9 protein-coding genes are annotated in these 15,559 nt (G+C 52.1%); 2 read left to right on the top strand and 7 right to left on the bottom strand.

From position 1 onward, the window contains the following. Window positions 1–6: 6 nt before the first annotated feature. A complete protein-coding gene (locus ACYQ1O_RS10530; protein WP_459991642.1) occupies window positions 7–528 on the bottom strand; it encodes an NUDIX hydrolase in 522 nt (173 codons plus the stop codon). A gap of 105 nt (window positions 529–633) precedes the next feature. Here ACYQ1O_RS10530 and ACYQ1O_RS10525 point away from each other — a divergent pair, with 105 nt between their 5' ends. Next, window positions 634–1,200 carry a c-type cytochrome gene (locus ACYQ1O_RS10525; RefSeq protein ID WP_459991641.1) on the top strand — a complete coding sequence of 189 codons (567 nt, stop codon included), beginning with the start codon at window positions 634–636 and terminating at the stop codon, window positions 1,198–1,200. Window positions 1,201–1,235: 35 nt separating this feature from the next. On the opposite strand, the gene ACYQ1O_RS10520 is transcribed toward ACYQ1O_RS10525, so the two are convergent. After that, entirely contained in the window at window positions 1,236–2,591 is a 1,356-nt protein-coding gene (locus ACYQ1O_RS10520) for a coiled-coil domain-containing protein (RefSeq protein ID WP_459991640.1), read from the bottom strand. Window positions 2,592–2,601: 10 nt separating this feature from the next. Further along, complete coding sequence (locus tag ACYQ1O_RS10515; protein ID WP_459991852.1) at window positions 2,602–3,846, bottom strand: hypothetical protein; 1,245 nt, start codon at window positions 3,844–3,846, stop codon at window positions 2,602–2,604. Between the two features lie 264 nt (window positions 3,847–4,110). On the opposite strand from ACYQ1O_RS10515, the gene ACYQ1O_RS10510 reads away from it, so the two are divergent. Further along, window positions 4,111–6,429: a DUF6600 domain-containing protein gene (locus ACYQ1O_RS10510; protein ID WP_459991639.1), complete on the top strand. Its 2,319-nt coding sequence runs from the start codon at window positions 4,111–4,113 to the stop codon at window positions 6,427–6,429. Window positions 6,430–6,534: 105 nt separating this feature from the next. Here ACYQ1O_RS10510 and ACYQ1O_RS10505 read toward each other — a convergent pair whose 3' ends face one another. The 4 genes from ACYQ1O_RS10505 to ygfZ form a co-directional block, all read right to left on the bottom strand. Next, window positions 6,535–6,846, bottom strand: a complete 312-nt coding sequence (locus ACYQ1O_RS10505) for a hypothetical protein (RefSeq protein WP_459991638.1) — start codon at window positions 6,844–6,846, stop codon at window positions 6,535–6,537. A gap of 45 nt (window positions 6,847–6,891) precedes the next feature. Then, window positions 6,892–13,131: a cadherin-like domain-containing protein gene (locus ACYQ1O_RS10500; protein ID WP_459991637.1), complete on the bottom strand. Its 6,240-nt coding sequence runs from the start codon at window positions 13,129–13,131 to the stop codon at window positions 6,892–6,894. Between the two features lie 362 nt (window positions 13,132–13,493). After that, entirely contained in the window at window positions 13,494–14,468 is a 975-nt protein-coding gene (locus ACYQ1O_RS10495; RefSeq protein WP_459991636.1) for a COX15/CtaA family protein, read from the bottom strand. After that, the gene (gene ygfZ / locus ACYQ1O_RS10490) at window positions 14,461–15,420 is read right to left on the bottom strand and encodes a CAF17-like 4Fe-4S cluster assembly/insertion protein YgfZ (RefSeq protein WP_459991635.1); all 960 of its coding nucleotides are present in this window, start codon (window positions 15,418–15,420) and stop codon (window positions 14,461–14,463) included. Before ygfZ ends, ACYQ1O_RS10495 begins: the two co-directional genes overlap by 8 nt. Window positions 15,421–15,559: the final 139 nt, after the last annotated feature.

The raw sequence follows: 15,559 nt of genomic DNA, 5'->3' as shown, positions 1-15,559 counted from the left end.
GGAAGCTTATCTGCCTGGACGGTCGCTTTCACTTGTAGGTAAGGGCAAAATATAATCACCAGCCAGAACATTGCTGGCCTGCAAACCCGCAACCCGACCCAGCGTATCCAGCTTACTGGCACGCAAGACAATGTCTTCAAGACCCGGCACCAATTGATAATTGGACAACAGGTTTGGGCTGACCCAAACCGATTCCGCCACATCCGTGGCGGCAATCAAAACAATATCACCTTTATCAACCGGATAGGCCAGATAATCAATAATCACATAATGAAAGCCTTCTGTACGACGTTCCACGACCGCAATAATGCTGGCCAAAGTGACCGCCACACCGGTTTCTTCCAAAACCTCGCGACAACAAGCCTCCGCCAACGATTCCCCCGCCTCCTGCTTGCCACCGGGTATTGACCAAAATCCGCAAGCAGGTGCTTGATTGCGCTTAATTAGCAATACTTGCCCATCGCGATTAAAAACCACCGCCCCTACGCCAATCGCAGGTACAGGCGGCAAAGCGTTCCCGTCATGCATTTTGATTCCTAGTAAATTAAAATAATGTTAACCAGATCACTTATTATTTTACGCAAAACAACTATAAGTCATAGGGAAAGCCATCAAATACGAGGAAGTACCACCATGAACAATCCAGCCATTTTTATAATAATAAGCATTTTTTCCGCCAGCTTACTGGTAAGCCATAACGCCAGTGCCGACAACAAAAGCATCGAGAAAAAAGCCACCACCTGCTCAGCCTGCCACGGTTTCCAAGGCATCAGCAATAATAGCCAACTCCCAAACTTAGCAGGCCAACAAGCCGCCTACTTGGGCGCACAGCTCAATGCCTTCCGCACCGGTCAGCGCGGCAACCCCATCATGAAAGCCATGGCGAACCAGCTCAACCCCGAAGAGATTGATGGCCTAGCCGCACACTTTGCCAAACTGGAACTCCAAAATACCGCAACCAAAACAGCTGTTGGTGAAGGCCAGGCCAAAGCAGGCATGTGTTTGGGCTGTCATGGCGCAGAAGGCAAAGGTAATGGGCAAATTCCAAGACTAGCCAGCCAAAACGCCGACTACCTGATTGCCCAGTTAAAAAACTTTAAATCTGGCTCCCGCAAAAACGGACAAATGCAAGGTGTGGCGGGCAGTTTATCCGAACAAGATATGAAAGAGATTTCCGCTTATTTTGCAACGCTGAAATAAACGCTGACCTTGCCTTTTTAAACTAAACGCGCCCTTTAAAGCATACGCTTGACATTGCCTTCATCCAGTTTTTGGATGTCTTGGTTAGCGGCTTTGATGGCGCGGGTCAACTCGGCGCGTTGCTTGTCCAACACCAGCCATTCGATTTCCCGTCGTAAAAACTTATCTTTGTTTTGCGTGGCTTCGGCGCGAATTTCCAAAGCTTGCATTTCCGCTGCCATTTGCATTTCCATAATTCGGGCTTGATGGTTGATTTTTTCGGCCTCCAAGCGTTCTTCCAGCTTTAGGCGTTCAATCTCTTGGATTTCTTCCTCTTTCAATTTGGCCTGAATTTCCAATTGTTTGATTTGCTCTTCCTGCTCCTTCGCTTGCAGCAATTGCAGGCGATTTTGCTCAAAGCATTGCAATTCGGCTTCGCGTTGCTTTTTCTTCAGTAACAAATCGTGTTCAAGCTGTTTGGCCTGCATATCCAACTCGGTTTGTTGCTGGATCAACTGCTGCCCTTTCAACAACTCGGCGGCTTTTTGCTGTTCGTAGGCTTTCAGTTCATTCTCATGGTCAACTTGGTCGCGGTGCAGCCCGTATTGGATGGCAAACTGTTCGATATTCAGGCTTTTTTGCTGCTCAAGCTCGCGTTGGCTGGCTTCGGCGGCGAGGATTTGTTTTTTGCGTTCCAGCTCAGCTTCCCAATTGATAACTTCCAATAAAGCTTGCTGATGTTCCACGCGGCGCTTTTCTGAGGCTTCTTGTTGCATAAACAGTTCAGCGTCTTTTTGCTGGCGGAACTCGAAGTTTTTTTTCATCACCTGCAGATAAACGGCTGAATGGCTGAACCGTTCATCAATGCCACTGGTTTCGGTCAATTCGGCAAACGTCGGTTTTAATAGGCAATGCGTCCGGCACTGGATGGCGCGGGTAATGAGGATTTCGTTGATGGCAGCGGCAATTTGTTTTTCGGTCGCCGCCAAGCCGTTTTCCAGCCATTGGCAGTCATTAATCTTAAGCAACTCGGCACGCACAATATCTTCAACCAAGCCCTGGAAATGCGCCTTGATGTGGGCGTTAAAATCGGGTGCCGCTTCAATGTTGCGCTTGGCGAAGGCAATCGTAGCTTGGAAGATGATATGCAGTTCGGCAGTCAAGGTGCAGAATCCACCATACAACGGCGTGTCGAAACTCAGTTGCCAGTTTTCGATTAGCAGCGGGTAAATGCGATGGAAAAACAAAGGCGTAAAATTTTGCGGCCTTGCAAACACGCGTTTGTAGACCCCAAGCGAACTGATCACAAGACGCCGTTCGCCATCAAAACCAGGATCCCAAATATCTTGGCTGTTTTCCGTGCTGCCAAACCCTGCCAGCCAATTATCTATTGAAGAGGTTGCGTGACTCATAATGTAACCTTTAGGAGTTGGCTTGTTCGGCAGCCGCTTGGGCTTTGAGTTCGCGGATTTTCGCGCTCATTTTTTCAGCAATCAGCGGGTAAAGATTAGGTGCAAACTCAACCGAACGTTGGTCAATTTTTCTAAGGAAACCACGGCTTAACAGAAAGCCGACGGCAAACATGCGCGACCAGTCGGAATAGCGGCGGGCGCGTTCCAGATCGGTTTTTTCGATGACAATTTCCAGTTCGTCGTTGTTGTTGATCCTAAAATCAGAAAACTGCCGCAAGCATTCAAAAGCCAATTCCTGCTCTTCTTCGCTTAACGGGCCAGGTGCGGTTGATTCCAACCGGTAAGACAGCAGAAAGGTGAAAAAATCGACCATTGCCGCACACACAAAAGCAAACAACGAGAAATTGTTCCACATGGCAAACGACGGTGTCACGCCTTGCGAGAATTGCCCATAAGTCATCAACACCAACGGTGGCGGCACACTGACACCGGCATTGGTCGCTAGCTGGTTAAATTTCATTTGCACGTCTTGCAAACCCGACAGTACTTTCCGGTAGTTATTTTCGGTGTCGAATTCCAATTGGTTTAGGCTGCCCTGCAAACCTTGGATGGCGGCATCCAGTTGTTTAAATTCTTTTTCCAGCTGGGTGAACTGGTCTTTTTTGCTTTGGTAGCGCTGGTTGTAATGCTTCCAAAACGGACCTTCGCCAACGATGTTTTTATACGCTTGCGGCACTTCGGCATGTGTGCCGAAATAGGCTTGGCTGACATCTTTCATGGCGGCATCCAAGTCGGCATTTTGGGCTTTTAAAATCTGGCTTTTGACCACCAACAGTTGCCCAAGATAGCCATTGACGCTGGTGCGGATGTCGTTAATCCGGCTAATCTGCAAGCTTTGGCTTTCGGACACTTCGTAAAACTTAAAATACGAAAAGGTAATCGACGCGGAAATGGCCACCAACAATGAAAGCAGCACGCTCAAATAGCGGAACGGATTGGCTTTCCAATGCATACCGGCAATTTCGAGCGAGCAGATGACGATAATGGATTGGATGGCAATGGTAATGACCAAAGCAATCCACGGGGTGATGAAATACGAGAGACCGTAATAAGTGGTAAAGCCCGATGCCACGCTAAGCATTAACACAATGGGGATGGACCACACCCGTAACGAGCCGACAAAAAGGGTTTGGATGCTATTTAAGAAGCCGCCTAATCCGCCGTTGCCGAATTTTAATTTGCCTAGTTTTTCCATAGCGGTGGGTATGAGGTATAAGCCGTGTTGTATTTGGGTGCACATTGCCGCTTTTGCACCGTTTCGTTAAATCCAGTCTATTGGAATCATTTTTAAATTGCAATCAATGGCAATATCTTAACATGACGTAAAATACTGTTTAATCAGAAAAAAGCAGTTATATTAAGTATTCAGGCTGCATTCAGTCGAATGTCTTTAGCATGGCTGCCAGGATAAAAAAGCAACGGATTGATCTCTCCCTTTACCTTTCTAGGAAGGTGCCCCATGAACTCACGCCCCCGAATACGTTTATTGCCGCTGTTAGTGCTAGCGGCCAGCTTAAGCTTACCTGTCGCACCCACCCAGCCCGTCCTCGCCGATGTACGCGTGGATGTCAACTTGGGTGTTTTTGTCGATGCGCTGTCACCTTACGGAAACTGGGTCAACCACCCCAGCTACGGACAAGTGTGGTATCCCAGCAATGTCGGCGCAAACTGGCGACCTTACACCGACGGACACTGGGCGCACACAGACGACTACGGCTGGCTATGGGTATCGGATTACAACTGGGGCTGGGCGCCTTTCCACTACGGACGTTGGGCGTGGGATGATTATTACGGCTGGGTTTGGGTACCCGGCACCACATGGGCACCGGCTTGGGTATTCTGGCGTTCGGGTGGCGGTTATGCCGCTTGGGCACCCATGCCGCCCAATGTGGTTTGGCAACCCCGCATCGGCCTCAACTTCAGCTATTTTAATTTCGACCGGGATTTGCACGACGATGCCTGGATTGCCGTGCGCGAACACGACTTTGACCGCCCGCACATCCACCACCATATCGTTGCGCAAACGTATAACCGCAACATTATTAACGTCACCCAGCACATCAACAACGTGACGGTAATTAACAACAACATCGTCAACCCCGGTATTCCTGTGCGTGACATTGAACACGTCACCGGCAGACCGGTCCGCCCTATTAAAGCCGTGATTACCGAACAATCGCCCGACCACCACGGTGGTGGACACCAGGAACATCACCACGAGCAAAGCGGCGGCGCTGGCGATACGGTGGAAATCGTCCGTCCGCACAACTTGGGTGGATTGGCAGCCCATGACACACAGCGTAATGAAGAAATCGCCCGAAATATCGACCGTGAACGCATTCAAGCAGGCCCTGAAGCGGGCAAGCCGCACCACAGCAACGTGCCAGGCCGAATGAACGGACAGCAATCGGCGGGCAATCTCCAGCCAGTCAACGCTGAAAACAACAAGCCTTCCGAACCACCTGCAAACGGTGCAACCCAACCGCTTGGCGGCGACCAAGGCAACAACCATCCACGTGCGGGAAGACAGCATGGTCAGGCGCACAATGTTGAACAGCCTACCACGATAGATGCAACTGCCAACCCAGCACCGCAAAATGTGCCTGGTATAGCCCCTGTTGCAGACAATGCCGACCCTCAAACGGTTGGGCAAAATGGTTTTCAGAACCCACAAGCCGGACATCAAGGCAGAAAACATCCGCGCCAAGGTAGCGGGCAAGCAAACCCAACCGTTGGCGGCACCATAACGCCGATTGAAAACCAACAGGGACAAAATGTACCGCAACCGCTAGAAGCCCAACCAGCACGCCAGCAGGAAATCCGGCAACAGCAGCTGGAAGCACAACGGGTGCGTCAGCAAGAACAGGAACTGCGTCGCCAACAGGCCATTGAACAGCGGCAAGTAGAAGCCCAGCAGGCGCGTCAGCCGGACATCCAGCAACGGCAAATGGAAGCCCAACAAGCGCGTCAACAAGAACAGGAATTGCGTCGCCAACAGGCTATTGAGCAGCGGCAATCGGAAGCCCAGCAGCCAAGTCAGCAAGCACGCCAGCAAGAAATACAACAACGGCAGATGGAAGCCCAACAGGCACGTCAGCAAGAACGGAAGCTGCGCCAACAACAGGCCATTGAACAACGGCAAGCGGAAGCACAACAACTCCGCCAGCCGGAAATCCAGCAACAGCAAATGGATGCCCAGCAAGCCCGTCAGCAGGAAATGCAACAACGGCAAATGGAAGCACAACAGGCGCGTCAGCAAGAACAAGAACTGCGCCGACAACAGACCATTGAGCAGCGGCAAGCAGAGACCCAGCAAGCCCGTCAGCAGGAAATGCAACAACGGCAACAGGAAGCCCAACAAGCGCGCCAACAAGAACAGGAATTGCGCCGCCAACAGGCCATTGAGCAGCGGCAAGCGGAAGCTCAGCAGGCTCGTCAGCAGGAAATACAGCAACGGCAAATGGAAACCCAACAAGCCCGCCAGCAAGAAATCCAGCAACGGCAAATGGAAGCCCAGCAAGCCCGCCAGCAGGAAATCCAGCAACGGCAAATGGAAGCCCAGCAAGCCCGCCAGCAGGAAATGCAGCAACGGCAAATGGAAGCCCAGCAAGCCCGCCAGCAGGAAATTCAGCAACGGCAAGCGGAAGCCCAACAAGCCCGCCAGCAAGAAATCCAGCAACGGCAAATGGAAGCCCAACAAGCACGCCAGCAGGAAATGCAAAACCAGCCAGCTGCGCCGCACCATGGCGGGCATCCTAGAAATGCTGACAATCCATAGGCAACCCTAACATTGGTTAAGCCCGCCCATTGGGCTTAACCACCCAACTTAATAAGTAGGTCAAAACCATGTACCGCTCAACACCGCTTTTTATTTTTGTTCTGGTCAGCAGTTTTTTAACAGGCTGCGCAACCTATGTTTCACCGCATCCGGTTTATACACGGGCTTATGGGCCGCCGGTGGTGATGACCCGCCCCATCGCCCCACCCAGCCTTTACATTTACCCAAACCGGCCTTCATGGGGATATGGGCATCATCACCATCACCACCACGGTCATGGCGGTTGGGATTAGTTAAGACTTCGTGGGTATCTAAACCACGATAAACATCAAAATGAGAAGACAAAAAAATGGCGGACGGTATCAAGCCAATCCGCCATTTTTGTTTGCTCAACTGTCTGGCATCGCCAAACAACATGGGTTTTCAGCATCCCAAATCTGTTTCGGATGCCACCGAAACCATTTAGACCACCCAAATATCCGCAGCAGACACGGTGGGTGCTGATGCCAAAACCTCAAGCACCACCGCCGCGCCGGCACCCGATCCATCGGCATCATAAGACAACTCGCCTGTGCCAATATTGTAAATAAGCCGTGCCGCCAAGCTTGAGGCCATACCGCTAGCATTGGCTTCAAAGCGGGCATCGCTGGCAGAAAAATGCCCAACAGCGCCAATATTGCTGAGTCCGGCAGCTGTTTTGCTAAATTTCAAGGTGTCATCTACGGCACTGAAGTTGATGACCGTATCTACGTTGCCAGCTCCCATCAGGCTATCAAACCAGAACACATCCACACCAGAGCCGCCGGTCAATTGGTCATTATCCAGGCCACCGATCAAAATATCATTGCCCGCACCGCCCGATAAGCTGTCGATACCCGCCAAGCCTTTTAAGGTGTTGTTGGCATTGTTGCCGGTCAAACTGTTAGCCAGCGCATTGCCCGTTACATTAATTAACGATGCGCCTGTACCGGCAATATCAAGGTTTTCGATGATACTGGCAGCAGTTAAGGCTTTTACGGTCAACCCCGTGTAAGCATTGCCGACCACTTGCAAAGTGTCGATGCCTGTACCGGCTGTGACCGTATCTTCCAAAGCCCCCAGCGCGGTGATGTTGACCACAAAAGTATCGTTACCACCATTGCCGACCAGCTTGTCGACACCCGCACCGCCGGTCAGGGTGTTATTGCCGGTGTTGCCGGTGACGGTATTGGCTAATTCGTTGCCGGTCGCGTTGATATTGCCAACACCGGTCAAGGTCATATTTTCGATGTTGGCTGACAAGGCAAAATCGACCGAAGCTTTAACCAAGTCCGTACCTTCGCCCACATTTTCAAATTGCACGCTCCTGCTATCACTGACGACATAAGTATCGTTACCCAAACAGCCTAGCAACATATCCACGCCTGCCACGCCATTCAAAGTGTCATTACCGGCACCACCCAATAAAATATCCATACCAGCCGTGCCGGTCATGGCATTCGCCAAATCAGTGCCTGTTTTTACGGTTACGGACAAATTTGTCGAAACAACGCCGCCTGCACCGTCATCGACCGTCATACTAAAGCTGTCAATTTTGCTTTGTACAGCCGCGCCGAAACTGGCTGGCACGGCGTGGCTATATGACCAACCGACATTACCAACTCCCGCCGCTTCGCTCACCAACGTTGCCAAGCTACCGCCCGCAACACCCGTTGCCGACACAGGGCTGCTGGTGTGAACATCGCTGCTGTCTGGATCGGTAAAGGCGATTGCGCCGCTAAAGTTGATAGTGGTTGCCGTGACCGATGGCGCATTGACGCTCGCCAAACCCAACACCGGAGCATCGTTCACCGCCGCCAAGCTGAATGTCTCGCAGGCTGCAGTCACGCCGCCAAGGCCATCGACCACGTTGTAACTAAGGGAGACTACGCCGTTATAATTGGCAGCAGGGGTGAAGCTCCAAGTGCCATCCAAGTTGTCGACCAAACTGCCGTGGTCGGCAGTCAAATTGGCAACCGACACCACATCGCCATTGATGTCCGTAAAGCCTTGCAACAAATCAGCCGCAGCAATCAGCAGGCTGGTATCTTCCGTGCCATTCACCAACACGGCAGGCGTGCCGGTTAATGCCGGTGGTGCATTGCTGAGTACCGCCATACCGGCAACATCGGCTTGCGTCCAAGTCACGCCATTGCTGAACTGGAATTGCGCAATGCTGCCGCTGGCGTTCACACCAAAGAAACCGTCCACTTTAATTTGGTCGCCTGTGCCGTAGACCAAAACCAAGTCGTCCGTGCCATACGTATGGATGATTGCCGTCACATCGGTGGAAGCCACATCAGTAAAGCTAACGGTGTCGGTGCTGGTGTTGCCCAAGCTGTCGTCGGTAATTTCATCGTGACCATCGCCTTTGCTGAAGACAAAACTGTCGCTGCCTGTGCCACCGGTCAAGGCATCATCGCCTGTGCCGCCGGTTAAGGTGTCGTCACCTGCCCCGCCATTGATATGATCGTTACCGACATGGCCTTTGAGTGCGTTGCCCAGCAAATTGCCTATTAAGGTGTCGTTGCCCGCACCGCCTTCGGCATCTTCAATTTGTGTGGTGGTGGCGGCGGTCAAACCGCCGGTAATGGCGGCAACCACGTTGGAGCTGTTGGCAGTCAGCGAGACCACTGCGCCACGACCCAAATCCGTCACCAAACCTTGGTAAGTGGATTCATAACCACCTGCAACCGCAAAGATGGGGATGATATTGGCGGCAGCCAAAGCCGCCTGCACTTGGGCAAGCAACGGATAGTCTTCGACAATGCCGCCGCCTTCCATAATATTGTTGCCATTATTCGCCACCAAACCAATCGCCGCGCCATCACCGGCAACATGGAAAGGCGCATCAGTAAACAACACCACAAAATGCGCCGAGTCGGCACGGAAACCGACATCGCTGCTGTGCAAAGCCAATTGCATCAACGCTTCGATTTGCGCTTCCGGACCGTCAGCGCCGTTGTTGGCAATCATGCTGGCATACGCAGTGGTTAACGCGCCAGCATCGGTGGTCAGTGTCAGCGGCATTTGGTAAACCCAATCGCCAGCCCCACCAAAGCTACCTATCGCTTTGTCGCGGAAGGTTGACACGCCAAACTCGCTATTGGCTTGTACCGCTTGTAAGGCGGTGATAATTTGCGGCACGACACCGCGCACGGTGGCAATATCGTCTGCAAACGAACCGGTCAAATCTTGCAGGAACTGCACATCCAAAGGCGAAGCAGTGGTGCCGCCCGTTCCGATGTGGCTGTCTTCGCCTTCGACATGGCAAAGGCCGCTGTCCAAATCAATGCTGCTGTCGCCGGTTGCAGTGCTGGCATCAATGGTATCGTGACCGAGGAAGTCTTCAATATAGGCTTGACCACCGGTCAAAACATACCGGTCATTGCCGCTGCCTCCCGCCAGTGTGTCAAGGTCTGCGGAGGAAACCAACACATCATCGCCGTCGCCGCCGGATTCCAAATCGTCGCCTTCGCCACCGTCCAATGTGTCGTTGCCGCTTGTACCTGCCAAGCTGTTGTCCATTGCGTTGCCGGTGACGGTATGCGCTGCGCCGGTCAGACGGATGTTTTCGATATTGGCACCCGCCACCCAGTTGTCAACACTGGTGTAAACGGTGTCTATGCCCTCACCTGCCGCTTCCAAGGTGCTGTCGCCCACGTTATCGACATAATAAGTATCATCGCCCGTGCCGCCTTGCAGCGTGTCTGCACCAGCGCCGCCGTCCAAGATGTCATTGCCACCACCGCCGTTTAGGCTGTCATTACCCAAACCGCCGGTGAGCGTGTTGTCCAGACCGTTACCGTTACCGGTATGTGCCGCACCTGCCAATTGCAGGTTTTCGCTATTGGCGGCTAAGGTGTAGTTGTCGATGCTGGCGATAACCGTATCCGTACCCGCACCTGCGGCTTCTTGTACATCGTCAGCCAGGTTATCGACCCGATAAGTGTCGTCGCCCAGACCACCGATTAAAGTATCTGCACCCAAGCCACCATCTAAAGTGTTATTGCCTGCGGTGCCCGTCAAAATGTTGGCGGCATCATTACCTGTGCCTATTAAAGCCGTGCCGCTTAATTGCAGGTTTTCAAGATGGGCAGCCAGCACATAGTTGTCCAAGCTAGCGACCACGGTATCAGTACCTTCACCGGCATTTTCTTGGATACTGTCGCCCAAATTGTCGACGATGTAAGTGTCGTCGCCCCATCCGCCGACCAGCGTATCCGCGCCAGCACCGCCATCCAGCGTATTGTTGCCGATTGTACCGGTCAGGGTGTTGTTTAAGCTGTTACCTGTGCCGGTTAAGGCGGTGCCGGTCAATTGCAGGTTTTCGACATTTGCCGACAAGCTGTAGTCAACGCTGGCGATCACGCTATCTGTGCCTGCCGAAACGGCTTCTTGAACACTGTCGCTGGCGTTATCGATGTAGTAAGTATCGTCTCCCAAGCCACCCATCAGCGTGTCAATGCCTGCGCCGCCGTCCAACGTGTCGTTACCGGCTGTGCCTGTCAGGCTGTTGGCAAGGCTGTTGCCTGTACCCAAGCGCGCTGCACCGGACAAAATCAAGTTTTCGATGTTGGCATCCAAAACCCAATTGATGCTGGCAGTGATGGTGTCCGTACCACCACCGGCGGCTTCCTGTACAACGTCGCCGGTATTGTCGACAACATAGCTGTCATTGCCCGCCAAGCCTATTAAGGTATCTGCGCCCAATCCGCCGTTGAGGGTGTTTGCACCCGCTGTACCGGTGATGATGTTGTTCAGTTCGTTACCGGTCGCCGAAGCGGCTGCGCCAGATAACTGCAAGTTTTCGATACTGGCACCTGCGGTGAGCGTATAGCTGTTGACACCGGCAATGACGGTATCCGTACCTTCACCGGCATTTTCTTGCACCACGTCGGACAAGCTGTCGACTTTAAAAGTGTCATCACCCAACCCGCCAATCAGGGTGTCATTGCCTAAACCGCCATCGAGCGTGTCATTGCCAGCATCGCCAGACAAGGTATCGCTGCCCGCACCGCCTTCAATGCTGTCGTTGCCGTCTCCGCCGTGAATGGTATCGTTGCCAGCCAAGCCTAAAATGGCATCGTTGCCATTGCTGATCTTATACAGACCACCATAGCCGACATCCATCACATCGTTGCCGCTGGTACCGTAAACGTTATTGTCTGGCTGCCAGCTGGCAGGTGCATAAACAATGCTGACCGACTCACCGGGACTGCCGGGGCTGCCAATGATTAAATCGGGGGTGCCATCGCCGTTCATATCGGCTTGCACGGCGACGCTGCTGCCAGTCAAGCTGCCCACTGCGCCAACAATTTTGGCGCCGCCAATGCCTTGGGCGACCAAGGCTAAATCTACCGGACGAGTATCGCCGCCCCAAACCACATAAACCGCACCGGCATTAGTGCCGCCTTCGCTGTTCGTTGGTGTGCCAATGACAATATCGGCGATACCGTCGCGGTTAAAATCGCCGCCTGAGGTAACGGATAATTTCGCCATATCGCTGCTGGCTTCAGGAGTGATGACAAAACCACCGATACCTGCGGCAACATTGCTGAGTAATACTTCCGACGTGCCGGTTTTGCCAAACACCACATAGGCTTTGCCTGAACCGGAAGCGCCAATCAGCATATCGCTGATGCCATCGCCATTGACATCGCCCAAGCCTGTCACCGCCGCACCGGCGTTTTCATTGGCGGCTGAGCCAGTAATTCGGAAACCGCCTGTACCTAATGCAACATTGTCCAAATCCACACCCGTTCCGGTCGATTTGCCAAACACCACGTAAGCGGCACCGGCATTGCTGCCGCCCGCATCATTGCCCATTGCACCGACGAGAATATCGGCCAAACCATCGCCATTGACATCACCCAATTTAGCCAAAGCTTGGCCTGCACCATCACCCGCGTTCTGACCCATAATGCGGAAACCGCCTGTGCCTGTGGCAACGTTGCTTAAGTTAACCGCGCCATCCGCCGCTTTGCCCCACACCACGTAAGCAGCACCGGCATCGACACCACCGGCATCGTTGCCTGCCGCGCCCACCAAAATATCGGCTTTGGCATCGCCGTTCAGGCTGTTTATTGAAGTGATGACTTGTCCGGCGTGATCGCCCGCCGCTTCACCCCTAATGACAAAACCTTTGCCGTTACCCGCCCCTGAAGCCGGATCACCAAGGTCTATACCACTGCCAGAGCCACCGGCTGATTCGCCCCAAACCACAAAGGCGGCGCCTGCATCAACCAACGCACCATTTTCTTTGGTGGGCGCGCCAATCAAAATTTCAGCCAAACCGTCGCCGTTCAAATCGGCAACGCTGCCTACCGATGCGCCTGACAAGTCATTGGCATTAATGCCGTCGATAATGATTTCGTTATTGCCCAGATCAACTGCCAATTGGCCTGTAGTTCCACCCGATGATTGCCCAAACACCACAAAAATCCGTCCGGCATTGCTCAGTTTGTCATCATCGCCGGGCGCGCCAATAATCAGATCGGGGATGAGGTCGCCGTTCAAATCGGCAATGCCCGACACCCATGCTGCTGCTGGCAAGCTGGAATAAGTCGGGTAAGCCGCCACAGTGGGGGCAAAATCGCCAGCCGCTTGTGGCAATAATTTGTAACCACCGGTGTTACTGGTGACAACGGATGACAAGATCAATTTGGTAAAGGGTGCGGGCATGGTTTGCTCCTAAGAAAAAATGAGTAGGTAACTCCGTGTTCGCCCTGTGAAATACCGCAGGGCGAACGACTATCACCACGCCTTACGGTTTAATACAGCACAACACAATCAACCTAGGCCTAACAGCAAAAACCAAGCCAATAGCAAAAAACCAAAAAACAACTTTTTATTAATTGTTTTTATTGAATTTTTTAATTTAAGAAACTGAATTGAAGCAAATGCGGACAGTAATGCTGCAAATTTGGTATGACCAAAATTGCAGGGTTACGATTTTTGCGGAGAAGGAAATAAACCGCTTTTTACGCCACTGATGGGCCAAAGCGGTCAGGATTATGGTGGTTTGCGTGAAGAGCCAAGAAGCCTTAGGCGTTGGCTTTTTTCTGCGCGTAAGCCAGGCAGATGAATAAGAAAAACTGCATGCCAAAAATTAAATTGGCCATCAGCAAATGGATGGGTTGCGCAACCGGCGGCATCCCCAAGCGGTCAAGGCTGACACCCGCCAAGATTGCCGACACCACCAAGCCTGCCAAGCCAAAACCGGCGCGCAGCAAGACGCTGGATTTGTCGACCGACTGGTAAAGTTTCCAAACCAGCCACAAGTTGGTGAATAAAATCAGCGACGAAAACGATCGGTGTACGTAAAAAATAACCGGAAAACTTTCGCGCCAATATTGGCGTTCAAGATCGGTGCTGTGGGCGATCACATCCACCGCTTCGCGCACTTGGGTTCCCATGGCGACTTGCAGCAAGGTCATGCCCATCGCCACAACCAACACGGTTTTAAATTTTGTCGGCAGTTGGCTGACATCCAGTTGCTGCAAAAAGTCGCGCTGCGAACGGGCGATGGTGTAAATCAATAACGCCACAATCAGCAAGGCCACTAGCATATGCGTGGTAATCATCAATGGCTTAAGATTGCTGGCCACCACGGTTGAGCCCAACCACCCTTGAAATCCCACCAGGAAAAAACAGGTCAGCGCCAAGTAAAAAATCGGCTTGTCGCCTTTTAAAAATATCCGCGACGACCAAGCCGTCAGAAAAATCAAAAAGCCAATGCTGACACCCACCAAGCGGTTGGTGTATTCGGTCCACGTTTTAACCGGATTGAATTGGGTGTTTTGGTAGCCACGCTGGGCGTAGATTTCGTGGTAATTTGGCGGTAATTGCGCTTCTTCGGTGGGAGGAACCCATTGCCCGAAACAAGTAGGCCAATCAGGGCAACCCATACCGGCTCCCGAAGCACGGACGATGCCGCCCACTAAAATGACAAAATACACGGCACAAATGGTCAGCATGCCTAAACGGCGAAAATTTATAACGGCTTGGTTATCAATCATAGTGAAGCGCCAAAAGGGTTAAGGGGGTTTGATCGGGCAACCGATATTGCCTGTCGCCAGCCTCGTCTTGCTGCAACACCAGCAACAATTTGCAAAGGCCTTGCTGATTTTGCGCCGCCAGTACCTGCCCGACCGCTTGACCGTTGCCATCCATAATCTCGCTATTGATTTCAGGGGCTTGTTGTCCGACACATTCAGCCAAAGCTAAACTGCGTTTTACTTTTCCCAAATAGTGGCTGCGGGCAATGATCTCTTGTCCGGTATAGCAGCCTTTGTTAAAACTGATGCCGCCTAAGCGGTCAAGATTGAACATTTGCGGCACATGCTCTTCCGCACTGGCAGGACATAACCAAGGTATGCCATCTTCAATATCGGCAATCTGCCAAGCAACCGATGCCTGGGCTTGAAAACCTTGCTCCCGTCGTGCCGACCACCAAGCGATGGCTTGGTCTGCGCGAACCAGCAACAGATTTCGATTGAAAAATGCAATGTTAATCGGATCGCGTTGGGTGACAAACAAAGTTTGCTTAAGCCCATGGCCCTTAAATTCGCCCATGACACAATAGTCTTGCGAAGCATCCACCAACTTTACATCGGCGCGCAGCACGTATTTTTGCAGATGGTTTTTAACCACTGCCAATTGCGTGGTAGGCAGCACCAGCAAAAATTGTCCACCGTCGCGCATCAGCAAAAACACGGCAATAGCGCGGCCTTTAGGGTTGCAGAGTGCGCCCAAGCTGCTCTGGCTTTCGCCAATATCGTTCACATTGCAGGTGATTTGCCCTTGCAACAGCTTGCCGGCATCGCTACCCATCACTTTTAAAACCGACAAATGCGCAATGGGGCAAATGGCGGCTTGTCCGGTAGATGGCAGTGTCGGGAATGTCACTCCATCTTCGCTAAAATCTGCTTGTTGTGTTGTTAAAAATTCTTGCCAGTCTGAGTTCATCATTAGTCTTGTATCAATGCCAAGTAACGTTTGATTATATCGCCCTTTAAGGCAATGCAAAATCAAGACAGCATCTGTAAGGTTATATTGATGGGCGAAAAAATGGTTTTTTAAGATAAAAAAAGCTTTATTAAAGCTAAGA

The sequence above is a fragment of the Methylosoma difficile genome (genome assembly GCF_054657615.1).
Note: the sequence above shows the minus strand (reverse complement) of the source record. Positions and strands in the feature narration are given on the sequence as shown.